We start from the raw sequence: 25,641 nt of genomic DNA on the forward strand, positions 1-25,641 counted from the left end.
ATTGTGACGATTTGGCAACATATTTCTGCAACCTTCACGTAGCGTAAGAATGCGGGCTTATTTGTCCATTTCCCGCCACAAACAAGTTGCTTGCTTGTTTTTGAGATCGCGGGAATGGGAAGAATATGCAGGCTTCGAAAGTGGTTCTGCGGAAGTGGTTAATGTGAAAACTGGTGTAGATTCAGTATCTAAGCAAGTAGAAACGGGAAAGGTTCTCCCTCTATTGCTTGGATCGATTCAAACGGCTGCTAAACGCCGTGATGTTGCCGGAAACGGCGCTTACATTCGTTCTCATGCAAATACTGATCGACCGCCGCAAATGATCACTGGCAGCACGATGAAAAGTGCGGCTGGAAAGACGCAGTGTGTTCTAAATTCGCAGCCCGGCCTCGAATTGGCTTTGCAGTATCGCGCAAGTATTCGCTATACGCCGGGAAGAGTGAGAGAAGTCCGTTGAAATGCTGAAATGTGACATCAACGTTTTTAGGCCACTGTGTACGGGCATGTTGCTGGCGGTGCTTGCAATGCCCGCTGCGGCTTTCGATATCAATTCCGGCGTGACGAAGGAATCCGGCCCTTTCGACCTGTTCAAGTTCGGCTTCAAGTCCTACAAGAGCGGCAAGAAGGAAGATGCTGTCGAGGCCTATCGTTACGCGGCGGAAAAGGGTCATACCGGCTCTCGCTGGGCGCTGGCCAATATGTATGCCTTCGGCGACGGCGTGCCGAAGAATGATTTTGAAGCCTTCAAGATTTACAGCGAAATTGCCAGCCAAGGCGTGGAGCCCGGTTCCGAGGATACCGGCTTTTTCGTCAACGCGCTGCTCTCGCTGGCCGACTACTATCGCCATGGCATTCCTGGCAGCCCGGTCAAGACCGACCTGTCGCAGGCACGCCAGCTCTATTTCCAGGTTGCTTCCACCTTCGGCGTGGCTGAGGCCCAGTTCGAACTCGCACAGATGATACTGGCGGGCGAGGGTGGGCGCGCAGACGCGCAGCAGGCCAAGAAATGGCTAAACCAGGCGCGCAAGCACGGCCATGCCGGTGCCATGTCCATCTTCGGCAATCTGCTGTTTCAGGAAGGCCAGACCGTGCGCGGGCTCGCTTTCATGACGGCTGCGCTGGACAAGTGTTCCGCCGTCAATTGCAAGTGGATACAGAACCTGCAGGAACAGGCCTTCTCTGTTGCAGCCGAAGACGATCGCCGCGTGGCGATTTCGCTAGCGCAGAATATCGCGCTGGGTGATGCGGACTGACGCTACGCGAGGTTAGCCAGCACTGGCACCGTGTGCCGCTGGCTGTGCTCCTCAGACGGGCTTGAAATCGAAATAGCCACAGACGGGAACATGGTCTGATGGCTTTTCCCATGCGCGGACATGCTTCTCTACCGAAACGGATTGCAATCTGTCCGCAGCCTCCGATGACAGCATGAGGTGATCGATGCGGATGCCGTTGTTCTTCGGCCAGGCCCCGGCCTGATAATCCCAGAACGTATAAAGACCGGCCTCATCCGTTGTGGCGCGGGCAGCATCGGTAAAGCCCAGATTTTCAAGCTTGCGGAAAGCGGCGCGGGTTTGCGGCAGGAAGAGTGCGTCTCCCTCCCATGCGCGCGGATCGTAGCAATCGAAGGGTTCTGGGATGACGTTGTAGTCTCCCGCGAGGATCAGCGGTTCCTCGAGCAGCAGCCGGTTCTCGGCAAATCGTCTCAACCGTTCCATCCACGCCAGCTTGTAGGGGTATTTGACGGGATCATCCGGAGGATTGCCATTGGGAAGGTAGAGCGAGCACACACGGATGACGCCACCGGACACAGAGAAGACGCCTTCGATGAAGCGCGCCTGTTCATCGCTCTCGTCACCCGGCAAGCCGCGATTGACCTCGTCCGGCGTCATCTTGGAAAGCAGTGCCACGCCGTTGAAGCCCTTCTGGCCATGCGTCTCCACATGGTAGCCAAGCGCCTCGATTTCCTGGCGCGGAAAATTCTCATCGACGGATTTGATTTCCTGAAGGCAGGCGATATCGGGGTCGGAATCCTTCAGCCATTGGCAAAGGTTTTCGATGCGCGCCTTGACGCCGTTAATGTTCCAGGTGGCAATCTTCATCGGATGTTCCATTCTCAGATAGAAACCGTTTTAACCGATGCGCAGCCGAATGCCACCCGTTTTCACGGTATCAACAGGCGCGATATGTATTTGGCTCAGATGGAAAAGCTGGTTCCGCAGCCACAGCTTGCAACGGCGTTGGGGTTCTTGATCTGGAAGGACTGGCCGAGAAGATTGTCGACGAAATCGATTTCGGAACCTTCCATGTAGATCACGGACATGCTGTCGATCAGCACCTTGGCGTTATCGCGCGCGATGACGAGGTCGTCCTGGGTCGGTTCTCCGTCCAGGTCGAACTTGTAGGAAAAACCGGAGCAGCCGCCGCCCTCGACGGAGACGCGCAGGGAATGCTTGCCCTCTTCTGCGGCGACAATCTGGGCGATTCGCTTTGCGGCGGATTCTGAAAGTGTAATGGCTGTGGTCATGTCGTTTCTCCAACCGGGGTCAAGAACCGGAGAGCTGTGTTTTGTATAAAGTCGATTATAAACCAGTCAAATTAACGGTCTATAGCCTTGTTGCGCTGCGATGACGCTTTGCGGCAACCTTCGGGATAGGTATGAAGGGTAGATGAAAAGGTCAATGGCAAGACCGCGTGATAAAAGTCAGCAGGATATGGAATGATAATCGATCAGCGTGCATTGGGGTTCGGAAGCGGAGAGAGGGCGGTCTATGCCACCGATCCATGGACCACGCGCGGCCGCCTGTTCCCGGAAGCCTCCAGCCTGACACGGTCTGAATTTCAGCGCGACCGCGACCGTATCGTTCACACGACGGCTTTCCGTCGCCTGAAGCACAAGACGCAGGTTTTCATCAGCCCCGATGGCGACCATTATCGCACCCGGCTGACGCACACGATCGAGGTTGCGCAGATTGCCCGCGCTCTCGCCCGCGCCCTGCGGCTGGATGAAGATCTTGCCGAAGGCGTGGCGCTGGTTCACGACTTCGGCCACACGCCCTTCGGCCATACGGGCGAGGACGCGCTGGATGCCGTGCTGAAGCCCTATGGCGGGTTCGACCATAACGCCCAGTCGCTTCGCATCGTCACGAAGCTTGAGCGGCGTTACGCGGAATATGACGGTATCAACCTGACATGGGAAACGCTGGAAGGCTTGGTCAAGCACAACGGTCCGCTGGTAAGCAGAAGCGGGCAGGGCACGCATGGGGCCGTGCCGCTGCCCATCCTTGAATATTGCGAGATGCAGGACCTCGAGATTGGCACCTTCGCGAGCCTGGAAGCGCAGGTGGCGGCCATTGCCGATGACATCGCCTACAACACCCATGACATCGATGACGGCCTGCGGGCGGGATATCTGACCTTCGACATGCTTGAGGAAGTGCCTTTCCTTAGCGGGCTGATGGCGGAAGTGCGCGCGAAATACCCCAAACTCGATGATGACCGGTTTGCCCATGAAATCATGCGCAGGCAGATTACCCGCATGGTCGAGGATGTGATTGGCGTCGCCCAGCACAATCTTTCCCTGCTGAAGCCGACATGCGCGGCAGACATTCGCGCGGCCGACCACACGATCGCGACATTTTCCCCCGCGATGGCGGAAACGGACAGGCAGATCAAGAAGTTGCTGTTTGCACATATTTATCGCCATGCCGAAATCATGCGCATCCGCGCAGGCGCGACGCAGATCGTGACCGACCTTTTCCACCGCTACATGGAAACGCCAGCCGAAATGCAAAGTCACTACTGGGTAGACAGCATTCCGGGCATGACTTCGCCCGCAAAAGCCCGGCATGTAGGCGATTACCTTGCCGGCATGACCGACAGTTATGCACTGAAAGCCCATCAGCGCCTGTTTGACCACACACCCGATTTGCGATAGGCAGCGCCAACCGCGAACCGACTATCCGGATTGCCCGGAATGAGATGCAAGCCTTTCGCGCAGGTATATGATCATGAACCTTTTTGCCGATTTCGACACCAGAATCAAAAACGCGCTCGAGACGATAGACCTCGTCAAAGCCCATCGCGATACTGTCGATTTCGGGCGCATTACGGTGGAATCTCCACGCGATCCCAGCCACGGCGATGTTGCCACCAATGCCGCCATGGTGCTGGCGAAGTCGCTTGGCACCAACCCCCGGGCGCTGGCCGAACTGATCGTTCCCGCACTTGAGCAGGATGCGGACGTGGACAGCGTCAATGTTGCGGGCCCCGGCTTCATCAATATCCGTGTCTCGGTTGCCTACTGGCAGCGTCTTCTTGCCGGCATGATAGAGCAGGGCGTCGATTACGGTCGCTCCACCGTTGGAACCGGCAAGAAGATCAATGTCGAATATGTTTCCGCTAACCCGACCGGACCCATGCATGTCGGCCACTGCCGCGGCGCTGTCGTGGGCGATACGCTGGCCAATGTTCTGGCCTTCACCGGCTATGAGGTGACGAAGGAATATTACATCAATGATGCGGGCTCGCAGATTGACGTGCTGGCACGCTCTGTATTCCTGCGTTACCGCGAGGCGCTCGGCGAAGATGTCGGCGCCATTCCGCCGGGTCTTTATCCGGGTGACTATCTGGTGCCCCTTGGCAAGTCGCTGGCCGAGGAATTTGGTATCAAGCTGCGCGCCATGCCGGAAGAGCAGTGGCTGCCAATCGTCAAGGATAAGGCCATCGACGCGATGATGGTGATGATTCGCGAGGATCTGGCCGCCTTGAACGTAAAACACGACTTGTTCTACTCCGAGCGGACGCTACACGCTGGCAATGCCGGGCCCATTCTGTCTGCCATCAACGATCTGACCTTCAAGGGCCACGTCTACAAGGGCACCCTGCCGCCACCAAAGGGCGAATTGCCGGATGATTGGGAAGACCGCGAGCAGACATTGTTCCGCTCCACCGAGGTCGGTGACGATATGGATCGCGCGCTGATCAAGTCAGACGGTTCCTATACCTATTTTGCCGCAGACGTTGCCTACTTCAAGGATAAGTATGATCGTGGCTTCGGCGAAATGATCTATGTTCTGGGTGCCGACCACGGCGGTTACGTGAAGCGTCTGGAAGCGGTTGCGCGCGCGGTCTCCGAGGGCAAGTCAAAACTGACGGTGCTTCTGTGCCAGATGGTCAAACTTTTCCGTGATGGCGAGCCGGTAAAAATGTCGAAACGCTCCGGCGATTTCGTGACATTGCGCGATGTCGTCGACGAGGTCGGCCGCGACCCGGTGCGATTCATGATGCTCTACCGGAAGAATTCCGAGCCTCTGGACTTCGATTTTGCCAAGGTTACGGAGCAATCCAAGGACAATCCCGTATTTTATGTGCAGTATGCACATGCGCGCTGCAAGTCTGTTTTCCGCCAGGCTAATGAAGCGTTTCCAGATCTTGACGTATCGCAAATCAACATGGCGGCCAGCACTGCTTTGATTAGCGATGTCAATGAGTTGCAGCTGATTGCTAAACTGGCTGAGTACCCTCGTCTGATCGAGTCCGCGGCCCTCAATCATGAGCCGCACCGCCTGGCATTTTACCTGTACGATCTGGCCAGTTCTTTCCATGGCCATTGGAATAAAGGTAAAGATCAGCCAGAATTACGTTTTGTTAACGATAAAAACCGAGAATTAAGTGTTGCCAGACTCGGGCTGGTGAATGCTGTCGCTAATGTACTGAAGTCTGGACTGACGCTCCTTGGGGCAAACGCACCTGACGAAATGCGATGACATCTCACCATTATTTGCTCACAATACGCTGGCAAGTGCTGTGATGCGTAGATGGTGGAACACGTAATGGTCGAAAAAAATGTCGCGTATAACCGGGATAACCGGGCAGATGAATTCGCTGACAACGATCCCTTGGCGCAGCTTGCGCGCCTAGTCGCTCAAGAGGATCGTCCTTCCCATGTCGCTTCCCCGGCTGCGCCACAACCGGGCGCACGTCGGGAGCCGGAGTTCAATCTCGAAGACGAGTTGCTTCGCGAATTCGCGATCTATGATTCGCCCCGTCATGAGCCGGTCGTGCTGGATGCCGCCAACGATGTTCGTTCGCCGGTTCCTGCCGGTGAGTTCATGCAGCGGGTCGAATCTGTTTTCGCTCGCAGAGAGCCCGAGGTTGCGGAACCTGCTGCTGCGCCCGCCGAGCACTATGCACCGGCTGAGACAGAAGATTACCTCGTTGCAGACCATGCCGCAGTCCCGGCTTCCAATCTTCGCGACGATTTCAGTGACGATCCAGAATCGGTTGCGGCCCTGTTCGATGTCGCGCATCGCAATGCGCCATCGCATGATGAGGTTGAGCGCGTTGCTTCACATGCTCCCGTGCACGTCGAGGCACCAGCTCACATCGAGCCTGAGGCCTATATCGAGCCGGTCAGCTACGCCGACGTTCCAGAGCCGGTAGCAGCCTATGAGCAGCGCATCGATGCGGCTGCTGTGGAGGTTCCTGCCGAGGCCTACGTGGAGCCATCGGCATCCTACCAGCCAAACTGGGAGCATATGGCCGAGACCTCCGGCGAAGTGGCCATAGATCTTGCCAGCGAACTGGAAATGTCGGTCGCTGACGAAGCTCCAGCGCCGCTCCAGTCATCGCCGCCCATCGCACGACGGTCTTCGCTGGATTACTCCAGCCTTCGCCTGCCGCTTGCCAATTTCGGTGCGCCACGTGCGACGCCGGTTGCGCCGAAAGTCGAGCCTGCAATGGCTGCTCCCGCACCCGTAGCCGCGCAGTTCACGCAGCCCATCGAAGCGCCCGTCAGCCATGCCGAACCTGCAGCGCCCGTCGGTCAGAAGCTGTCGGCCATGGACGAGCTGATCTACGATGTGTCCAAGTATGAAATCGGAACGGTGACTGCTCCGGCAGCTCGTTTCGAGCCCACAGTGCCTGTTGCGCCGCCCGTCGCTGCTGCAAAGCCAATGGTTGCTGCACCAGTCGTCGCTGCTGCTCCCGCGCCTGTGGCTGCGCAGCCGGTCGTTGCCAAGCGTGCCGAGCCCGAGTTCCAGCCCGCAGCCGTAAAGCAAGAGCCTGATCTCGATCTGGGCGACTTCGACGGCTTCAAGGATGATGATTTCGAGCTTGCTCTCGATGATATCGACTTTGATATCGATCTTTCCGAAATTGCCAATATCGACGTGCCCGTGGCGCCAGCACCGGCACCCGTTGCCAAGCCTCAGCCTGCACCGGTAGCGCAGGCCCCTGTCGTGGCACCAAAGCCTGTCGTTGCTCCAGCACCCGTTGCGGCTGCTCCGGCCCGTCCGCAGCCTGTTGCGGCAGCTCCTGTCATGCGTCAGGAAGCACCACGGCCCGCCGCGCCGGTTGTCGCTGCACCGCCAGCCACATTGGAAAGCTTGCCATTCGATCCTTCGCAGATCGGCGAAACGGAAGACCAGCCCGAGACCATCACGGAGATGGAAGTTCCGGAACTGCCGGTCGGCGTTTTCGAACCGAAGCCTGCGCCGCGCCGTCAGGAAGAGGATCTCGATCTGGACACCGAGCTTGCGACCCTGTTTGCGCCGGTCGTTTCTGGTGGGCTTGATCGCAACCGAAATACCGCGCCGCGTCAGCCTCAGCCAAGCCAGGAAGAGGTCGACGAATTCGAGCGCGCTCTGGAGCAGGATTTCCGCCGCAGCATGCAGGAAGCCGCAGAAACGCGCGCGTCCGGCGAAAGAATGGCGCCAACCGATCTGGCAAGCCAGGTGCGTTACACAGATGAAGATCGTGGCGGTATGCGCCGCTGGTTCGTTCCAATGGCTGCCGTTATCGGCGTTGTCCTTGTCGGTGGCGGTACATACGCTCTGATGTTCGGCGGTGCGGGAAGCCAGGGTTCCAGCGGAGCGCCCGTCATCATTTCTGCCGATAGCGAACCAACCAAGGTCGTGCCGGAAAATCCCGGCGGTCGTGTTGTGCCTAACCAGGACAAGGCGGTTTATGACCGTGTTGCCGGTGGCGCGCCCGCAGACCCCAAGCAGCCTTCGCTGATTTCCACCAATGAGCAGCCTGTGGATGTCGTCCAGCGCACGCTCATTCCGGAGCAGTTGCCGCTTGAAGGCGAAAACGAAGATATGGAAGCTGCGACGTCTACTCCTGTTGGTGAGACGGAAGATCCACGTCTGCTCTCGCCGGAAGAAAAGGCGCAGGAAGCACAGAACAACGGCGGATCGCCCGTCAATGTTTCGCCTCGCAAGGTCCGCACCATGATCGTCAAGCCTGACGGCACTCTGGTGGCGCAGGAAGTGCCTGCACCGGCAGCTTCTGCCCCACAGGCCGAAAAGGTCGAGGAACTGGCGGCACCGCAGGCAAATACGCCAGCAGAAAATGCTCCGGCTGTCATCGCTGCATCGCGTGTGCCGGTTGCTCCAGAACAGCCAGTGGCGCAGGCACCTGCGCCCGCTGCTGCTACCCCGGCTGCGCCCGTAGCCGCCGCGCCAAAGCCAACCCAGACGGCGGCACCGATGCCTGCATCGCGCCCGGCCTCGCAGCCTGCCAATGTGGTGGCGACTGTGACCAACCAGGGTAATGTCCGCCCGGCGCCTGCATCGCAGCCCGCACAGGAAACTGCAGCCGCTCCGACGGCTGCGACGAACAGCTCGTCTACCGGAGGCTACTTCGTGCAGGTCGCATCCCTGCCAAGCCAGGCTGAAGCGCAGAAGTCCTATGTGAACCTCTCCGCGAAGTTCGGCTCCGTCATTGGCGGACGCGGCGTCGACATCAAGGCAGCGGAAATTGCTGGCAAGGGTACGTTCTACCGCGTTCGCATCCCAGCAGGCGACAAGAACGAAGCCGCCGCATTGTGCGAGCGCCTCCGCTCTGCAGGCGGCAGCTGCCTGATTGCGCGCTGATTTTTAGGCCTTACAAGAATTGGAGCCGGGATAGTTCTGCTGTCCCGGCTTTATTGATGGCAGGTCTCGCCGCGTCTCCCCAACTGCGACGTCATCCTCGGGCTTGTCCCGAGGATCCGACCACGTTGAATGTTGTGGTTCGTTAGATCCTCGGGACAAGCCCAAGGGATGACGGGACAAAGGGAAAGGCCTTGGGCCCGGATCGCTATCGCTCTCGACACTTACGCCCCAGAACCAGCAGGACACATCCATGACCGACACGAAAGCTATGATCCTTGGCTGTAGCGGCCTGACACTGACGCAGGACGAAATTGCGCTGTACAAGGCAGAACGTCCGTGGGGCTTCATTCTGTTCGGACGCAACATCGGCGATGCGCAGCAGATCACAGACCTCGTGGCTTCGATGCGTGATGCTGTCGGTCGCCCCGACGCGCCGGTGCTGATCGATCAGGAGGGCGGGCGCGTTCAGCGCATTCGGCCACCTCTGCTGCAATCCTATCCCAACGCCCAGGCGCTGGGAGAAATCTTTCTGCGCGACAAGGTTCAGGGCCTGCGCGCCGCATGGCTGATGTCGCGCCTTCACGCCTTCGATCTGATGAAGTTCGGGATCAACGTCGATTGCCTGCCGGTTCTGGACGTGCCGGTGGAGGGTGCAAGCAATGTCATCGGCAACCGCGCCTATGGTTTCGATCCGGCGCTTGTTGCCGCCATGGGGCAGGCGGCAGCGGACGGGTTGAAGGCAGGCGGCATGTTGCCTGTGATGAAGCACATGCCCGGCCATGGCCGGGGCCTTGTCGATTCGCACCATGAGCTGCCGGTGGTGGATGTGAGCATCGACGATCTGGACGCCCACGACTTCGTGCCGTTCCGGGCACTGAACCGGGAACTGATGGCCATGAGCGCGCATCTTGTCTTCACCGCAATCGATGCGGAACGCCCGGCAACGACCTCGCCAACGGTCATCGATGAGATCATCCGTGGAAGGATCGGCTTTGACGGCCTGCTCATATCGGACGACAGCTCGATGAATGCCCTTAAGGGCACACTGGGTGAACGCGCCGCCAATATTGTTGCGGGTGGTTGCGATATAGTCTTGCATTGCAATGGCGTGATGAGTGAAATGCTTGAGGTCGTGAAGGAAGTGCCTGTTCTTTCCGGCAAGGCTCTGGAGCGTGTTCGGGCTGTCGAGGCCGGTTTCCCGGCGGTTGACGGTTCCGATGAAGCGGCGCTCAGGGACGAATTCAACGCCATGCTGGCGGTTGCCTGATCCGCAATCCAGCCGGGCGGTATCCAAGATTCAGGCCCGGTGGACAGGTGAATGGCAGCAGATAAATCGCGCGGCGGCGCGCCGATGGAAAAGCTCTGGGAAGATATCAAACCTGAGCGTGCCACCGGCGAATCTGCCCTGATGATCGATGTTGCGGGCTTTGAAGGCCCGCTCGATCTGCTGCTGCATCTTGCCCGCACGCAGAAGGTGGACCTTTCGCGTATTTCCGTGCTGGCGCTGGCTGAACAATATCTCATTTTCGTTGAGCGGGCGCGGCGGGTGCGCATTGAGCTTGCTGCCGATTACCTCGTCATGGCCGCATGGCTGGCTTTTCTCAAATCCAAGCTGCTCATCCCACAGCAAAGCAAGGGTGACGGACCAAGCGGCGAGGAAATGGCTGCGACGCTGGCCTTCCGGCTGAAGCGGCTGGAAGCCATGCGCGAAGCAGCCGAAAGGCTCGTCAACCGCCACCAGCTGGGCCTGGACGTGTTTGCGCGCGGTGCACCGGAGCATATTCCCCACAAAAGCCGCTCCTCCTTCGAGGCCAGTCTTTATGACATGCTCAGCGCCTATGCGACGCTGCGCCAAAGGCAGGCCATTACCCAGGTCACGATCGAAAAGCGACAGGTCTGGTCGCTGGTCGATGCGCGCGAATTGCTGACCTCCATGTTGGGCGACATCGGGGACTGGACCGAGCTTGACCGCTACCTTCTGCAATATGTCCCGGAACCCGCCATGCGTGCCACGGCCATGGCCAGCGCCTTTGCCGCATCGCTCGAGCTGGTACGGGAAGGCACGCTCGAGATTCGCCAGGACGGCGCCTTCCAGCCCATCTATATGCGCAAGGGAACGCGCGCGGGCGAGCGCATGACGAAAAGGACACAGGATGTCGATTGAGACGGAAGCGGACCATTTCGCCGCACCGAACGAGGAAAACGCAAGGGCATCAGGCATCGGCGAACGGCAGATGCGCGAAGCAGAGCGCATTGCGGAAGCGCTTGTGTTTGCCTCCGCACAGCCCGTGACCGAAGCATTTCTTGCTGAGCGACTGCCGAAGGGCGTGGATGTCGCGGCGATTATGGCGAGGCTCAAGGCGCTCTATAGCGACCGTGGCGTCAACCTTGTGCAGGTGGGTGGAAGCTGGGCGTTCCGGACGGCGGGGCATCTCTCCTTCGTCATCCGGGCGGACGAAAAGGAGCCGAAGAAGCTCTCTCGCGCAGCCTTGGAAGTTCTGGCGATCATCGCCTATCACCAGCCGGTGACGCGTGCCGAAATCGAGGATATCAGGGGTGTCCAGACGTCACGCGGCACGCTGGATGTGCTGATGGAGGCTGGCTGGGTGAGATTTCGCGGACGCCGCAGGACGCCGGGACGGCCTGTGACGATGGGAACGACCGTGGAATTTCTGGACCATTTCGGCCTTGAGGAATTGCGCGATCTGCCGGGTCTCGATGAATTGAAGGGGGCAGGGCTTCTGTCCGGCCGTATCCCGTCCAATTTCGGGATTCCCCTGCCGTCGATGAGCGACGAACTGACAGAAGACGAGGATCCCATCACCCAGCTCGATCTGGAGGAGCTGGGCCTGCTTGCACCACGTGGTGATGAACCGGACAGATGATCTCGCCCCGATTGCAGCATGATCACAAAGAGTTGCCAACATTTGACAATCTGCCGATTTATAGTGCGCCATCGTTTGTTGAATAGCCATTTTGGTGTTTGAAAAACCTCCGCAAACGTCTTACATCGGTTCAAAGCAAAATTCAGGGAGTTTGCGTTATGGGTTCTTTTAGTGTGTGGCATTGGCTGATCGTTCTGGTCATCGTGCTGGTCCTTTTCGGTCGCGGCAAGATTCCCGAACTGATGGGCGATGTTGCAAAGGGCATCAAGAGCTTCAAGAAGGGCATGGCCGACGAAGACACGACTCCTCCGCCGGCAGACCCTAACAGCAACGTCAATTCCAGAACGGTCGACCACAAGGCTGACGAGATCAAGTGATGGATCTTTCGGCGCGGCCTGTTCAGCAGGCCGCACCCTCAGGCGTGTCAGGAGCTTTGTGATGTTAGATATCGGCTGGAGCGAGCTGCTTGTGATCGCGGTCGTGCTGATCGTGGTCGTGGGCCCAAAAGACCTGCCGCCCATGATACGCGCCTTCGGCAAGACGATGGCCGGGCTGCGCAAGATGGCGGGCGATTTTCGCTCCCAGTTCGATGAGGCCTTGAAAGAGGCCGACATGGACGATGTGCGCCAGACGATCTCGGACGTTCGCAATCTCAACCCTACGAACTCGCTGCGCGATGCCATGAACCCGCTTCGCCAGCTGGGAAATGAAATCCGCTCCGATCTGCAGGGTGCAACGACACCGCCAAGCTCGCCAGCAACCAGTGCTCCAGCTGATCTATCCGCTGTCAGCCTCTCCGAGCCTGAAATGAAGCTGCCGGATGGTCCCCCGCTGATTGCGACAGAGGCTTCGACCGCAAGCGCCACGCCTGCAACGGGTCCGGCCACGGCTGCTCCTGCCACGGTCCCGGCGACCGTTGCGCCCGCAGCCGTCGCCGCAGCCACAGCCCAGGTTCAGCCCGGTATTGCGGAAAAGCCAAAGGCTGTGCGCAAGCGCGCTCCCGCCAAATCCGTGCAGGAAGTCGAGGCTGAAAAGGTGGCAGCAAAGCCGAAGCGGGTGGCGAAAACCGTTTCCGCCAAGGCCGATGCTCTGGACACGACAAGTGCAAAGACGGTCGTTCCCAAAAGCAGCAAACCGAAGACGCTGACTGAGGCCGGTGCGAAGCTTGGCAAGGTCAAGGCCGCCAAGGCAACGGTCGCGGCTGGCAAGCCGATGGTTGAGTTGGCCAAGGCCATTGTCGATCAGGGCAGTGCGGAGACAATAGCGGGTTCGACGCCTGCGAAAACAGCAAAGACGGCGAAGGCCAAGAAGGGTGAAGCATGAGTGAGGACACCGAAGATAAGCCACAGCCGCTTATCGAGCACCTCATGGAATTGCGCACGCGACTGATCTGGTCGCTCGGCGCTTTCTTTGTCGCTTTCATTGCCTGCTTTGCGGTGGCCAAGCATCTCTTCAACCTGCTTGTCATTCCCTACAAATGGGCCGTGATATGGGCCGGGCTGGATGTTGCCAAGTCTTCGCTGATCTATACCGCGCCGCAGGAATTCTTCTTCACGCAGATCAAGGTCGCCATGTTCGGCGCTTTGGTGATTTCATTTCCTGTCATCGCCTCGCAGCTCTATAAATTCGTGGCGCCGGGCCTTTACAAGAACGAGCGGGCGGCATTTCTGCCGTTTCTCATTGCATCGCCGCTTCTTTTTCTGTTGGGCGGCGCGCTGGTCTACTTCTTCTTCACGCCCATGGTCATGTGGTTCTTCCTTGCCATGCAGCAGCTGCCTGAGGACGGCGAAGTTGCCATTTCGCTGATGCCGAAAGTATCGGAATATCTCAGCCTCATCATGACGCTGGTTCTGTCCTTCGGTCTGGTGTTCCAGTTGCCCGTGGTAACGACGCTTCTTGCGCGTGTTGGACTTTTGACCAGCCAGTGGCTGCGTGAAAAGCGCAAATTCGCGATCGTTGCAGCTTTCGTCGTTGCCGCTGTGCTGACGCCGCCGGATCCGATGTCCCAGATCGGTCTTGCTTTGCCAGCGATCCTTCTCTACGAGATTTCCATCTATTTGGCTCGACTCGTGGAGAAAAAGCGCGCTGAGGAGATCGCAGGCCGGGAGCTTGAAAGTCCCGCTGACGTCTGACGGTCAACCATCCGCCAGCTTTTCTCCAGACGCCGGGTCCATTGCCCCGGCGTTTTGTTTTTAAAGCATGATGCAAATTACGGTCTGGAACCACAATGCACGACATTAAATGGATACGCGAAAACCCAGAAGCTTTCGATGCAGGCCTTGCTCGCCGCAATGCCGAGCCGCAATCCGCAAGCCTGATTGCGCTCGATGAAAAGCGCCGTTCCGTCATTCAGACCCTGCAGGACATGCAATCACGTCGCAACCTTGCCTCCAAGGAAATTGGCGCTGCCATGGCGCAGAAGAATGCCGAGTTGGCTGAAAAGCTGAAGGCAGAGGTTTCCGATATCAAGGAGACCATGCCCCGGCTTGAGGAAGAGGACCGCCAGGTTTCGGCTGAGCTGACCGATGCCCTGTCGCGCATTCCAAACATTCCCCTTGATGATGTTCCCGTGGGCAAGGACGAGCATGACAATGTCGTTGCCCGCGTTGTCGGCCAGAAGCCCGGCTGGAACCATGCAGCCAAGGAGCATTTCGAAATCGGTGAAGCACTCGGTTACATGGATTTCGACCGTGCCGCCAAGCTTTCCGGTTCGCGCTTTACCGTTCTGACCAGCCAGATTGCGCGTCTGGAGCGTGCGCTGGGCCAGTTCATGATCGATCTGCACACAGGCGAGCACGGTTATACGGAAGTGTCGTCGCCGCTGATGGTGCGCGACGAGGTGATGTATGGAACCGGCCAATTGCCAAAATTTGCCGAAGACCTGTTCAAGACGACGGACGGTCGCTGGCTGATCCCGACTGCCGAAGTGACGCTGACAAATCTCGTTGCCGGCGAAATTCTGGAAGGCGAAAAGCTGCCTCTGCGCTTTACCGCCTTGTCGCCGTCCTTCCGTTCCGAGGCCGGATCGGCGGGTCGCGACACACGCGGCATGTTGCGCCAGCACCAGTTCTGGAAATGCGAACTCGTATCGATCACGGATGCCGAAAGCTCGATCGAGGAACTGGAACGCATGACGGCTTGCGCTGAAGAAGTGCTGAAGCGTCTGGGCCTGCATTTCCGCACCATAACACTGTGCACCGGTGACATGGGCTTTAGCGCACGCAAGACCTACGATCTCGAAGTGTGGCTGCCCGGCCAGAATACCTACCGGGAGATTTCGTCCTGCTCGGTCTGCGGCGACTTCCAGGCACGCCGGATGGATGCCCGTTACCGTGCCAAGGGTGAGAAGGCGACGAAGTTCGTCCATACGCTCAATGGCTCCGGCACGGCTGTCGGTCGCTGCCTGATCGCGGTTCTCGAGAACTATTTGAATGAAGACGGATCGGTAACGATCCCTGACGTGCTGCTGCCTTATATGGGCGGACTCAAGCGCATTGAGAAGGCTGCGTAGCGAACCCAGTCTCGTCATCCCGCACTTGATGCGGGATCCAGTCAGACCAAGTCTTTGGTCTGGTAAGAACCTTCTCGCTGCGCAGACGCGCAGCGGCTGGATTCCGGCTCAAGGCCGGAATGACGGAAGGTTGGGAATGCTGCTGAAAGAACTGAAGCGGGAGAACACCATGCGGATATTGCTGACGAACGACGATGGTATTCATGCCGAAGGTCTGGCGGTGCTAGAGCGTATCGCCCGCACGATTTCCGACGATGTCTGGATCGTGGCGCCGGAAACGGACCAGAGCGGTCTTGCGCATTCGCTGACGCTGTCCGAGCCGCTACGGCTTCGCAAGATTTCCGACAAGCACTTCGCCTTGCGCGGCACGCCGACGGACTGTGTCATCATGGGTGTGCGGGAAGTGCTGCCGGGCAAGCCGGATTTGATCCTGTCCGGTGTCAATGCCGGTGCGAACATGGCCGATGACGTGACCTATTCCGGCACCATAGCCGGTGCCATCGAAGGAACATTGCAGGGTGTGCGCTCCTTTGCGCTGAGCCAGGCCTTTGCCTATGCTGGCCACGCGGAACGAGTCGTCCCCTGGGAAGTGGCAGAGACCCATGCGCCCGATCTCATTCGCAAACTGATCGATGTCGATCTTCCCAGCGAAACCTTCCTCAATCTCAACTTCCCGAATTGCGCGCCCGCCGATGTGAAGGGCGTGAGCGTCACCGAGCAGGGCAAGCTGGATTTTGGCCTGACTGTCGACCAACGGCAGGATGGCCGTGGCATTCCCTATTACTGGCTACGCTTTGGCGAACGTCTCGGCAATTTCCGTGATGGCACCGATATTCACGCGGTCAAGGATGGCAAGATTTCCGTTACCCCGCTCAAGCTTGATCTGACCGATTACACGGTCAAGGATCGCGTTGCGGCAGCCCTTGGTCTGGGAGTGAAACAGTGAAATCGGCGATGGTGGAGAAGGAGGGGTTCGCGTCCCTCGTGCTGCGGTTGAGAGCCGAAGGCATCTCCGATATCGACCTGTTGACGGCGGTAGAGCAGACGCCACGCTCGCAATTCGTGCCAGCACAGTTCGCCGCCGATGCCTATTCCAGCCGCACCATCCCCATAGACTGCGGTGCCTTCATGGAAAGCGCCGACATGGCGGTGAAGGCGGTTCACCGGCTTCAGGTCAAGCCGGGCCAGCGCGTGCTGGAAATCGGTACCGGCAGCGGTTTCATGACGGCCGTTCTGGGAAGACGCGCGGAACGCGTGGTTTCGATCGACCGCTACAAGACACTCGTGCTGCTGGCACAGAACCGGATGGACGATCTGGGTATCCGCAATGTTGTCATTCGTCAGGCGGACGGCACCAACGGCCTTGTCGGCGAGGGCACCTTTGACCGAATCATCTCTACGGCTGCGTTTACCGCCATGCCCCGCTTCTTTACCGAGCAGATCGTCTCCGGTGGAATGATGATAGCGCCCATCATTCTGGAAGACGGACGCTGCGTGATGACCCGCTTTTCCAAGACCGGCAGCCGTTTCGAGCGCGAGGAAATGTTCGAAACGCCCTATCTGCCCATCGAAAGCCACATCGCGCGCTATTTATGATAAATCGCAATTTCCCATGGCGATGTGGAACGAAGGTTGGTTTTTTCCAACTACCTGATTTATAACTGTTTTAGCAGATTTACGCGCGCCAAAGGCCCGTTTCATGGGCGTTTCATGGTTATCGAAGTGTCAAAAAAATCGCAAACGGCTTAACGCTTTAACGGCGTGGTAACACTAACGCGCTTTAATCATATCCATCGACGCATGGTTTTCCCGATCTGGGAGAGGGGCCTTGCAGAGTGTGGTTAGAGCCGGATCGATCCCGATGCGGCGGTTGGCGTCAGTGTAGATCGAGTCATGCGTATGAGTAATTCGCCCAAAATCGGAAAATCAATCGCAAAGATGCTCGCAGCGGCATTGCTGGCAAGCGTCGCAACAGGTTGTAGCTCGGACGCCACGCGATTTGGCGGCCTCTTCTCCAGTGGACCGGACCAGATGACGACGGCTTCCATACCCAACCGTACAGCCGGTGGCGCGTACGGTCAGGCTCCTGTGCCGCAGGGTGATGTCAATAGCGGCGGCTATGCGGCGTCTGGCCCGCAGGGCGGCTACGCGAACCAGAATATGGCTGGCAACCAGCAATATCCTGCCTCTTCGGGCGGCTACGGTTCGGTGCAGCCATCATCGGCGCGGGCAGCTTCTTCTTCGGCGCCTGTGCAGCGTGCGGAACTTTCACCGCCATCTCCTTCTTCCAGCCGCGATTCCTCGTCTCGCAGCCAGGCCATGTCGCAGCCGCTGCCTTCGGCAACAGCAAGCGCAAGCCCATCGATGGCTTCGGCACGCAGTGCGGCTCCAGTGGCAGACAAGCTTTCCACCGGCTCGATCAAGGCCGATGGAAATGGCTGGCATACCGATGGTGCGTCGTCTGTTACCTTGAAGTCCGGCGAAACGATTGCAACGCTGTCGAAGCGTTACGGCGTTCCTGAAAAGGCGCTCGTAGAGGCCAATGGTCTTTCCAGCGCGTCTGCAGCGGCACCCGGCCAGTCGATCATCATTCCTAAGTTCGGTCAGTCCCGCAACGCGGCCCGCGCTGCATCGGGCAATATCGATCTGAGCAAGAACAACAACGGCCCGACGCCAACGCGCGGTCCGGAGCAGAACGTGGCCGTACTGCCTTCACAGGGTGCTGCGCGTGACAAGGCTTCGGCAGAAGCAGGCAAGTTGACGCCTCCCGGCGGCAAGCCACTTCCGCCAACCGGAGGCTACAAGGTTCAGACCGGCGACAGCCTTGCCAAGATTGCACGTGCAAATGGCGTATCCGTTGCAGACCTGAAGGCGGCTAATGGTATTACGGATGGCAGCATCCGCATCGGCCAGACGCTGAAAATTCCTGGTGCTGCGACAGATGGCATCAAGACGGCATCCGTGCAGCAGCAGCCGGCAGCCCAGCCTGCAGCACCAAAGGCTGCTGAAACTCCAGCCGTTGCAAAGGCAGAAGTGCCGAAGGCGCCTGCGGCCGAAGCAAGCGTCAGCGATGTCGAGAAGAAGTCCGACATGGCTTCTCTTGCACCTGAATCCACCGGCATCGGCAAATATCGCTGGCCAGTGCGCGGCGCTGTAATCTCCGGCTTCGGCGAAAATGTCGATGGCAGCCGCAATGACGGTATCAACATCTCCGTGCCTGAGGGTACGCCGATCAAGGCTGCGGAAAATGGTGTCGTCATCTACTCCGGCAACGGTCTGAAGCAGCTTGGCAACACGGTTCTGATCCGCCACGACGACGGCCGCGTCACGGTTTACGGCAATGCCGCGAACCTTGATGTCCAGCGTGGCCAGAAGGTTCAGCGCGGCCAGACCATCGCCACATCAGGCATGACCGGCAGCGCCAAGCGTCCACAGGTTCACTTCGAAGTCCGCAAGGATGCGACACCGGTGAACCCTTCCTCTTTCCTTGAATAGGTTTTGCGTCTCAAGGGTCGAAAAAGCCGGGTAATTGCCCGGCTTTTTTGCGTTCAGCCGCGCGAAAGGCCGACGGTCTTTTCGATGAAATCAGCAATGGAGGATGTGTCGTCCAGATCAAAAAGCGGTAGCGTCGCGTCCGGTATGGCATGATCTGCGGCAATTGCGACAATGTGCGGATCGCTCGGTGCAAGCGGCTCGGTCTTGGCAGCCTCCAGCCGCCGCGCCTCGATCTTGGGCACCGGCTCGTATTTGTATCCTTCGATGAGGACAAGGTCGCAGGGTGCGATGCGCGCGAGAATATCCTCGAACGAGGGTTCCGGGCCGCCGCGAAGCTCATGCATGATGGCAAATCGCGTGCCGGATACGATTGTCACCTCATGGGCGCCCGCCTGCCTGTGACGCCAGCTATCAGCGCCCACCTTGTCGATATCAAAGTCGTGGTGGGCGTGTTTGATGGTGGAGACGCGATAGCCGCGCGCCGTCAGTTCGGTAACGATGCGGACGGCAAGGCCTGTTTTGCCCGAGTTCTTCCAACCGGAAATTCCGAATACTTTCTGGGTCATGCGGTCATGCTCTTGAGGAATGTTTCGGCTGTCGCAAGTTCGTCCGGCGTATTGATGTTGTAGAACGGGTCGATGCTGGCGGTGGCGCTTTCAAGCGGAGAGAAGGAGACGCCAAGCGTCGCGTGCCGGGCCAGAAAGCTGCGGATGCGGCGGTTGTTGTCATCCGTTAGCCAAAGCTCCAGATCATCGGCAATGGAGACGGGCCAAAGGCCGATGACCGGGTGGACATGGCCGCTGGATGCGGCGATGACGATGGCGTCTTGCCCGGTCACATGCTCGCCAAGGCGCGATGCCAAATCCTCCGGGAAAAACGGGCTGTCTGCCGGAACGGTGAGAAAATGCGTTGCCTGCGCTGCGTTGACCGCAAAGTGGCGCATACCCGCCAGAATGCCCGCCAGCGGACCGGCATGACCGGTCTTGGTGTCTGGCACCAAGGGCAGGTTGAAGGTTTCAGCCCAGCCCGAGGGCGCGTTGAGGGCGAGTCGGGAGACCTGCGGGGCAATGCGTTCAATGACATGCGAAAGAAGCGGTCTGTCGCCAAGCACGCTCAGCGCCTTGTTCGTTCCCATGCGTCTGGAAAGGCCGCCGGCCAAAATGAGGCCGGGCGTTTCTGGTCTTGATGTCATCATGCTTTGCCTTGCTGCATGGCTTCCTGGTGTCGGCGTTCCTGAATGCCGGTATAGGCACTTGCCATAAGGGCAAGAACAGCATTGAGCAACATCACCATGAGGAGCGGCATGGTGCCCGCCTCTTTCGACAGCAGCGAGGAGGCGAGGACAGACAGTGCCGCGCCGCCGCCAATGGTCAGCGCACCGCCAAGGCCAGACGCGGAGCCCGCCAGATGCGGCTGGACATTGACCATGCCTGCATTGGCGCTTGGCAATGTGACGCCATTGCCGACGCCAATCAGCGCAAGCGGCAGGAAGAACTCGTAGTGGCTGTTCAGACCGAGAAAGGGCAGGGCGATGGCGCCCATGATGCCGATTGTGGAGATGACGTTTCCGGCCAGCATCATGACGGGAATGCCGATCTGCCGCGCATAACGCCCCGACAGGAAGTTTCCAAGCATGTAACCACCGGCCATGAAGAAGAACTGCATTCCAAGAATGGCAGGCGTCAGCTCATACAGGACCGAGCCGACAAAGGGCGCGCCACCGAGAAAGGAGAAGAACAGCCCTGACGTGAAGGTCGAGGTCATGGCATAACCCCAGAAGCGGGCAGAGCGCAGCAATTGTGGCCATGCCTGAAACTGTTCCGAAAAGCTTGCGGATTTCTGGCGGTTGGTTTCCCCAAGATCGAAGAAGACCAGAAAGAGGATGGCCAGCCCGCAACAGGCGACGAGCAGGAAACTGGATTGCCAGCCGGAGAAATCATTGAGAAAGCCGCCAATGGTGGGGCCGATCATCGGCACGACGGACATGCCCATGGTGACATAGCCTATCATCGAGGCCGCACGATCCGCAGGCACCATATCGCGAACAATTGCGCGCGAAAGCACGAAGCCGGATGCAATGACCGCCTGGGAAACGCGGCCAATCATGAAGACGGTGACATTGGGAGCCAGCGCACAGACAATGGTGGCTGCAATCATGATGACCAGTGCGGCCAACAGCACCGGGCGACGGCCAAACAGGTCCGAGAGCGGGCCGATGACGAGCTGCAGGATGGCCGTCGCTGCCAGATATCCGGAAACGGCAAATTGCATGACGGCGTAATCCGTCTCGAAATAGACGGCCATTGCCGCCAGCGAGGGCAGGAAGATGTTCACGCAAAGGGCGGCGACGCCCGAGACGAGCACCAGCGTTGCGATGTGCGGCGGCGTAGTGCGATCGAGAAACTTGACGCCGGTCATTGAATTCTCGTCGCTGTCTTTGCCAGTGGCGGCTGTTTGCGGCGGCTCTCGCGATAGAAGGTGTAAAGGCCAGACGCAACAATGATGACCGTGCCAAGCAGGATCCACGCCGTCATCTTTTCTCCAAACACGAAATAGCCGATGGAAAATGCCCATATCATGCTGGTGTAGCGGAAGGGCGCGACGAAAGCGATATCACCGCTGCGCATGGAAAGAATGACGGCCTGATATCCGATGACGACCAGAATGGCGGCCATGAAAAGGTGAGACCACACATAGCTGTCCATCGGCTGCCATCCACCAAAGGGCAGAATGAGGGCTGCGCCGAACAAGGTGTTGACCACAGCTGTCGTCATTGTCACCGTCAGTGACGGCACATCGGTATACATGCGCCGCGTCAGGAGATCGCGCCCGGCGGTGACGAAGACGGCGCCCACGACCAGAAGGGCAGCCGTCGTAAAGCCATCCGGGCCAGGCCGCAGAATGATCAGTACGCCGATAAATCCGACGAGGATGGCCGTCCAGCGCCGCCAGCCGACCGGTTCCTTGAGGAAGATGGCGGCACCCAGCGTAACCGCCAGCGGCAGCGATTGCATGATGGCCGACACATTGGCAAAGCCCATGGACGCAAGTGCACTGAGATAAAGGATGGATGCCACGACTTCACAGAGGCAGCGAAGCAGGATGATGGGGCGCAGGATCGTCTTTAGCGGACGCAGCGCGCCCATGTGGCGTGCGATGAAATAGACCAGAACACAGGTCATGACGCCACGCACAAAAAGGATCTGGCCGGTGTTGATGTAGGGCGTGACGGACTTGGTGAATGCGTCGTTGATCGTAAAGCAAGCCATCGCGAGCGCCATGAGCAAAGCGCCGCGCATATTCTCCGTCAATGCCATTATTCCAAATCCCAGATCCCAAACGGGGCTGCCAAGACGCGCTAAATGCACATATGACGACTCCGCCCACTCCTCTTACAGTGAATGGGTCGCACGTGGCTACCGGGATTTCAATCGAATAATTTCAGCAACATCGAATAAAGCAGGCTCACCCGCCCGTCACGCTCATATGGCGTGCGACGGCGGGGCGCTTGTGGGTGCGGTCGATGATGAAGTCGTGCCCCTTCGGCTTGCGCAGGATCGCATCATCGATCGCCTGAGACAGCAGTGCATTGTCCTCGGATGCCCGCAAGGCGGTGCGAAGGTCTGCGGCATCGTCCTGACCCAGGCACATGTAGAGCGTTCCCGTGCAGGTCAGGCGCACGCGGTTGCAGCTCTCGCAGAAATTATGGGTCATCGGCGTGATGAAGCCCAGCCTGCCGCCGGTTTCCTTGACGTGGACGTAGCGGGCAGGGCCGCCGGTCTGATAGCCGATATCATCGAGTGTGAATTGCTGCGCCAGCGAGGCCCGGACCTGCGACAGAGGCAGATATCTGTCGGTGCGATCTTCCTCAATCTCACCCATGGGCATGGTTTCGATGACCGTCAGGTCCATGCCACGTGCATGGGCGAAACGCATGAGTTCAGGGATTTCGTGCTCGTTGAAATCCTTGAGCGCCACCGCGTTGAGCTTGATCTTGATGCCTGCGGCCAATGCGGCGTCGATGCCGGCCATGACTTTGGAAAAGTCGCCCCAGCGGGTGATCTGCTTGAACTTGTCCGGGTCCAGTGTGTCGAGCGAGACATTGATGCGGCGCACGCCGCAGTCATGCAGCTCGGCTGCGTGGTTTGCCAGTTGCGAGCCGTTGGTCGTCAGCGTCAGTTCATCGAGCGTACCCGCTTGAACATGGCGGCCGAGATCACGCACCAGATGCATGATGTTTTTGCGAACCAAGGGCTCACCGCCCGTCAGACGGATCTTGCGCACGCCCTTTTCAATGAAGGCGGAACAGAGCCGGTTGAGCTCTTCAAGGGTAAGCAAGTCCTTCTTTGGAAGGAACGTCATATGCTCGGACATGCAGTAGGTGCAGCGAAAATCGCAGCGATCCGTTACCGAGACGCGCAGGTAGGTGACAGCGCGACCAAAGGGGTCCACCATCGGCGCCTTGCTTTCCGTCAGGGTATCCGCCTTGGGAAGCGATCCGAGGAAGCTGTTCAAGCTGTAATCTCCAGTGCATTCTTGGGGTGCGTGCGCGCTGATGTCTTCATGTAGTGGCTTGCCCGGGGGCGGGCAAGGTCATAAGTGTGCAGTATATTATCATGTTGCGGAAATGAAAAATGAGTGAGCCCTGGCCAACGGAACTGCGCATATCGAAAGACAGGAAGAACATGGTGGTAACGTTTGACACCGGTGTTTCGTTCGACCTGCGCGCCGAAATGATGAGAGTTCTTTCACCGTCAGCCGAAGTGCAGGGGCACGGACCCGGCCAGAAGATCACGGTTCCGGGCAAACGGAATGTCGGCATCAAGGCCGTTGTCGCGACCGGAAACTACGCCGTCCGCATAGCCTTCGACGATGGCCACGACAGCGGCATCTTCACCTGGAGATATTTGTTCGAGCTGGGCGAGCGTGGTGACGCACTGTTCACAGCTTACGAGCAGGAACTTGCCGAAAAAGGCTTGAGCCGAGAGCCTAAAATCCGTTAGCAGAAATGCATATTCAGGCAAAGACAGGGGTGGCACTTGGCGGTCGAGGGAAATGCGAATGATCTGGCGCAAGTTGTCGTGCTGTTGGCGGCGGGCGTCGTTGCGGCCCCATTGTTCAAAAGAATTGGATTAGGGTCGGTTCTGGGCTATCTGGCTGCCGGTCTGGTGATTGGCCCATTCGGTCTTGGCGCATTCTCCGATCCGCAGGCCATCATCCACATTGCCGAACTGGGCGTGGTGATGTTTCTTTTCATCATCGGGCTTGAAATGCAGCCTTCGCGCCTGTGGTCGATGCGCAAGGATATCTTTGGCCTTGGCGCGCTTCAGGTCGTCACCTGCATGGCGGGGCTGACGTTGATCGGCCTTGCGCTGGGCTTTTCGCTGATACCGTCCTTTGTGGCCGGCACCGGTTTCGTGCTCACCTCAACGGCCATCGTCATGCAGATGCTGCAGGAGCGCAACAGCATGTCGACGCTGAAAGGTCAGCGTATCATTGCCATTCTCCTGTTCGAGGATTTGGCCATCGTGCCGCTTCTTGTGCTGGTCGCCTTCCTGGGCGCTGGTGGTGAAGCAGTCACGCTGAGTGAGCGACTTCTTTCGATTGGTATCGCACTGGCCGCAATCGTTGCGCTCATCGTTGCGGGCCGCTACCTGCTCAATCCCTTTTTCCGACTTCTGGCTGCGTCCGGTGCGCGAGAAGTCATGACGGCGGCAGCGCTGCTGGTCGTGCTCGGATCGGCACTCTTGATGCAGGTCAGCGGGCTTTCCATGGCCATGGGCGCGTTTCTGGCGGGTGTGCTTTTGTCGGAATCGTCGTTCCGGCATCAGCTGGAAGCGGATATCGAGCCTTTTCGCGGCATCCTGCTTGGCCTGTTCTTCCTCGGCGTCGGCATGGCGATCGACCTGACGGTGATTGCCGCAAACTGGCAGCTGGTGATGATGAGCGTCGTTGCCTACATGCTGGTCAAGGCGCTGCTGATCTATTGTGTCGCGCGCGTTCTGGGCACCTGCCAGCGCGAAAGCATCGAACGCGCCGTGCTGATGGCGCAGGGCGGCGAATTCGCCTTCGTGCTCTATTCTGCGGCTGCTGCCGCCGGTATTCTCGATGCCGAAGCCAATGCCGTGCTGACGGCAACAATCATCATCTCGATGATTCTCACACCGTTGATGGTCATTGCGCATGACCGCATCATGCCGAAGAAGCTACCCGAGACGGGCGACCTTGACCTGCCGGAAAATGTCGAGGGCAGCATATTGATGATCGGCTTTGGCCGCTTCGGCCAGATTGTCAGCCAGCCGCTTCTCGCGCGGGGCTACACGCTCTCACTGGTCGACAAGGATGCCGACTTCGTTCGCGATGCCTCGAGCTTCGGCTTCAAGGTCTACTACGGCGACGGGTCGCGTGCGGAAATCCTGCACGCTGCAGGCGCCGGATCAGCCCGCGCGGTGCTGATCTGCGTCGATGACAAGGAAGCGGCAATTCGCATCGCCGAGATCGTCAAGCACGAGTTTCCTCTGGTGCCCGTTCTTGCTCGTGCCTATGATCGCGGCCATGCGCTCGACCTTTTGAAGGCCGGCGTGGACTACCAGATCCGTGAGACGTATGAGTCCGCTCTCAATTTCAGCGAAAAGGTGCTGACCGCGGTTGGCGAGGAAATCGAGCTGGCAGAACGGCTGGTGGAAGAATTCCGGGACGTGGACAAGGAGCGTTTTGCGCTTGAGGTTGTCGGCGGCGTCTATGCCGGTCGCTCTCTCATCCGCGGCAACGCCCAGCCTGCCGATATCGTCGCTGCCCGCACCGCGCGTGAACGTGCCGAACGGGAAGCGCGGGAAGAGGCGGCACAGGAAAGTTAGGCCGCCATGCCGGTCTG

24 protein-coding genes are annotated in these 25,641 nt (G+C 58.8%); 17 read left to right on the forward strand and 7 right to left on the reverse strand.

The genetic code is table 11. The annotated features are described in order from the left end of the window. The first annotated feature begins 61 nt into the window (after positions 1 to 61). Both ASF69_RS22860 and exoR read left to right on the forward strand, forming a co-directional pair. Positions 62 to 457 carry a hypothetical protein gene (locus ASF69_RS22860; RefSeq protein ID WP_244475514.1) on the forward strand — a complete coding sequence of 132 codons (396 nt, stop codon included), beginning with the start codon at positions 62 to 64 and terminating at the stop codon, positions 455 to 457. A gap of 1 nt (position 458) precedes the next feature. After that, entirely contained in the window at positions 459 to 1,253 is a 795-nt protein-coding gene (exoR, locus tag ASF69_RS17805) for an exopolysaccharide production regulator ExoR (protein WP_062589540.1), read from the forward strand. 51 nt (positions 1,254 to 1,304) lie between these two features. Here the strand turns inward: exoR and xth are convergent, their stop codons facing one another. Together xth and erpA are read right to left on the reverse strand one after the other, a co-directional pair. Then, positions 1,305 to 2,099, reverse strand: a complete 795-nt coding sequence (gene xth, locus ASF69_RS17810; protein WP_062589541.1) for an exodeoxyribonuclease III — start codon at positions 2,097 to 2,099, stop codon at positions 1,305 to 1,307. A gap of 95 nt (positions 2,100 to 2,194) precedes the next feature. Continuing rightward, a complete protein-coding gene (gene erpA, locus ASF69_RS17815) occupies positions 2,195 to 2,524 on the reverse strand; it encodes an iron-sulfur cluster insertion protein ErpA (protein ID WP_062589542.1) in 330 nt (109 codons plus the stop codon). A 192-nt stretch (positions 2,525 to 2,716) separates the two neighbouring features. Between erpA and ASF69_RS17820 the strand changes: the two genes are divergently transcribed. The 13 genes from ASF69_RS17820 (at position 2,717) to ASF69_RS17880 (ending at position 18,767) form a co-directional block, all read left to right on the forward strand. Beyond that, positions 2,717 to 3,934, forward strand: coding sequence for a deoxyguanosinetriphosphate triphosphohydrolase (locus ASF69_RS17820; protein ID WP_062589543.1), 1,218 nt, complete (start codon positions 2,717 to 2,719; stop codon positions 3,932 to 3,934). Between the two features lie 73 nt (positions 3,935 to 4,007). After that, positions 4,008 to 5,765, forward strand: coding sequence for an arginine--tRNA ligase (gene argS / locus ASF69_RS17825; RefSeq protein WP_062589883.1), 1,758 nt, complete (start codon positions 4,008 to 4,010; stop codon positions 5,763 to 5,765). A 66-nt stretch (positions 5,766 to 5,831) separates the two neighbouring features. Beyond that, the gene (locus tag ASF69_RS17830) at positions 5,832 to 8,876 is read left to right on the forward strand and encodes an SPOR domain-containing protein (protein ID WP_062589544.1); all 3,045 of its coding nucleotides are present in this window, start codon (positions 5,832 to 5,834) and stop codon (positions 8,874 to 8,876) included. Positions 8,877 to 9,126: 250 nt separating this feature from the next. Next, positions 9,127 to 10,143: a beta-N-acetylhexosaminidase gene (gene nagZ / locus ASF69_RS17835; protein WP_062589545.1), complete on the forward strand. Its 1,017-nt coding sequence runs from the start codon at positions 9,127 to 9,129 to the stop codon at positions 10,141 to 10,143. Positions 10,144 to 10,194: 51 nt separating this feature from the next. After that, complete coding sequence (locus ASF69_RS17840) at positions 10,195 to 11,040, forward strand: ScpA family protein (RefSeq protein ID WP_062589546.1); 846 nt, start codon at positions 10,195 to 10,197, stop codon at positions 11,038 to 11,040. Positions 11,041 to 11,110: 70 nt separating this feature from the next. Continuing rightward, positions 11,111 to 11,761: an SMC-Scp complex subunit ScpB gene (gene scpB, locus ASF69_RS17845; protein WP_244475522.1), complete on the forward strand. Its 651-nt coding sequence runs from the start codon at positions 11,111 to 11,113 to the stop codon at positions 11,759 to 11,761. Between the two features lie 158 nt (positions 11,762 to 11,919). Continuing rightward, the gene (locus ASF69_RS17850; RefSeq protein ID WP_062589548.1) at positions 11,920 to 12,138 is read left to right on the forward strand and encodes a twin-arginine translocase TatA/TatE family subunit; all 219 of its coding nucleotides are present in this window, start codon (positions 11,920 to 11,922) and stop codon (positions 12,136 to 12,138) included. A 61-nt stretch (positions 12,139 to 12,199) separates the two neighbouring features. After that, entirely contained in the window at positions 12,200 to 13,084 is an 885-nt protein-coding gene (gene tatB / locus ASF69_RS17855; RefSeq protein WP_062589549.1) for a Sec-independent protein translocase protein TatB, read from the forward strand. Beyond that, on the forward strand, positions 13,081 to 13,893 hold the full coding sequence (tatC, locus tag ASF69_RS17860) for a twin-arginine translocase subunit TatC (protein WP_062589550.1): 813 nt from the start codon (positions 13,081 to 13,083) through the stop codon (positions 13,891 to 13,893). Before tatB ends, tatC begins: the two co-directional genes overlap by 4 nt. 95 nt (positions 13,894 to 13,988) lie before the next feature. Next, positions 13,989 to 15,272 (forward strand): serine--tRNA ligase, encoded by a 1,284-nt coding sequence (gene serS, locus ASF69_RS17865; protein WP_062589551.1) that lies wholly within the window; start codon positions 13,989 to 13,991, stop codon positions 15,270 to 15,272. 169 nt (positions 15,273 to 15,441) lie between these two features. Further along, a complete protein-coding gene (gene surE / locus ASF69_RS17870; protein WP_062589884.1) occupies positions 15,442 to 16,218 on the forward strand; it encodes a 5'/3'-nucleotidase SurE in 777 nt (258 codons plus the stop codon). Next, complete coding sequence (locus ASF69_RS17875; RefSeq protein ID WP_062589552.1) at positions 16,215 to 16,868, forward strand: protein-L-isoaspartate(D-aspartate) O-methyltransferase; 654 nt, start codon at positions 16,215 to 16,217, stop codon at positions 16,866 to 16,868. The genes surE and ASF69_RS17875 overlap by 4 nt, the downstream gene beginning before the upstream one ends. A gap of 342 nt (positions 16,869 to 17,210) precedes the next feature. Continuing rightward, positions 17,211 to 18,767 (forward strand): peptidoglycan DD-metalloendopeptidase family protein, encoded by a 1,557-nt coding sequence (locus ASF69_RS17880; protein ID WP_062589553.1) that lies wholly within the window; start codon positions 17,211 to 17,213, stop codon positions 18,765 to 18,767. Between the two features lie 53 nt (positions 18,768 to 18,820). Here ASF69_RS17880 and mobB read toward each other — a convergent pair whose 3' ends face one another. The 5 genes from mobB to moaA all read right to left on the reverse strand — a co-directional run bounded on the left by mobB (position 18,821) and on the right by moaA (position 23,222). Beyond that, positions 18,821 to 19,333, reverse strand: a complete 513-nt coding sequence (gene mobB / locus ASF69_RS17885) for a molybdopterin-guanine dinucleotide biosynthesis protein B (protein WP_062589554.1) — start codon at positions 19,331 to 19,333, stop codon at positions 18,821 to 18,823. Continuing rightward, positions 19,330 to 19,959 (reverse strand): molybdenum cofactor guanylyltransferase MobA, encoded by a 630-nt coding sequence (mobA, locus tag ASF69_RS17890; protein ID WP_062589555.1) that lies wholly within the window; start codon positions 19,957 to 19,959, stop codon positions 19,330 to 19,332. Before mobA ends, mobB begins: the two co-directional genes overlap by 4 nt. Beyond that, entirely contained in the window at positions 19,959 to 21,185 is a 1,227-nt protein-coding gene (locus ASF69_RS17895; protein ID WP_062589556.1) for a multidrug effflux MFS transporter, read from the reverse strand. Before ASF69_RS17895 ends, mobA begins: the two co-directional genes overlap by 1 nt. Beyond that, a complete protein-coding gene (locus tag ASF69_RS17900) occupies positions 21,182 to 22,084 on the reverse strand; it encodes a DMT family transporter (protein ID WP_062589557.1) in 903 nt (300 codons plus the stop codon). Before ASF69_RS17900 ends, ASF69_RS17895 begins: the two co-directional genes overlap by 4 nt. Positions 22,085 to 22,232: 148 nt before the next feature. Next, on the reverse strand, positions 22,233 to 23,222 hold the full coding sequence (moaA, locus tag ASF69_RS17905) for a GTP 3',8-cyclase MoaA (RefSeq protein WP_244475523.1): 990 nt from the start codon (positions 23,220 to 23,222) through the stop codon (positions 22,233 to 22,235). Between the two features lie 179 nt (positions 23,223 to 23,401). Here moaA and ASF69_RS17910 point away from each other — a divergent pair, with 179 nt between their 5' ends. Both ASF69_RS17910 and ASF69_RS17915 read left to right on the forward strand, forming a co-directional pair. Next, positions 23,402 to 23,770, forward strand: coding sequence for a DUF971 domain-containing protein (locus tag ASF69_RS17910; RefSeq protein ID WP_062589559.1), 369 nt, complete (start codon positions 23,402 to 23,404; stop codon positions 23,768 to 23,770). A gap of 36 nt (positions 23,771 to 23,806) precedes the next feature. Further along, positions 23,807 to 25,624, forward strand: a complete 1,818-nt coding sequence (locus tag ASF69_RS17915) for a monovalent cation:proton antiporter-2 (CPA2) family protein (protein WP_062589560.1) — start codon at positions 23,807 to 23,809, stop codon at positions 25,622 to 25,624. Positions 25,625 to 25,641: the final 17 nt, after the last annotated feature.

Source organism: Rhizobium sp. Leaf311, assembly GCF_001423445.1.
Classification (GTDB): Bacteria; Pseudomonadota; Alphaproteobacteria; order Rhizobiales; family Rhizobiaceae; genus Agrobacterium.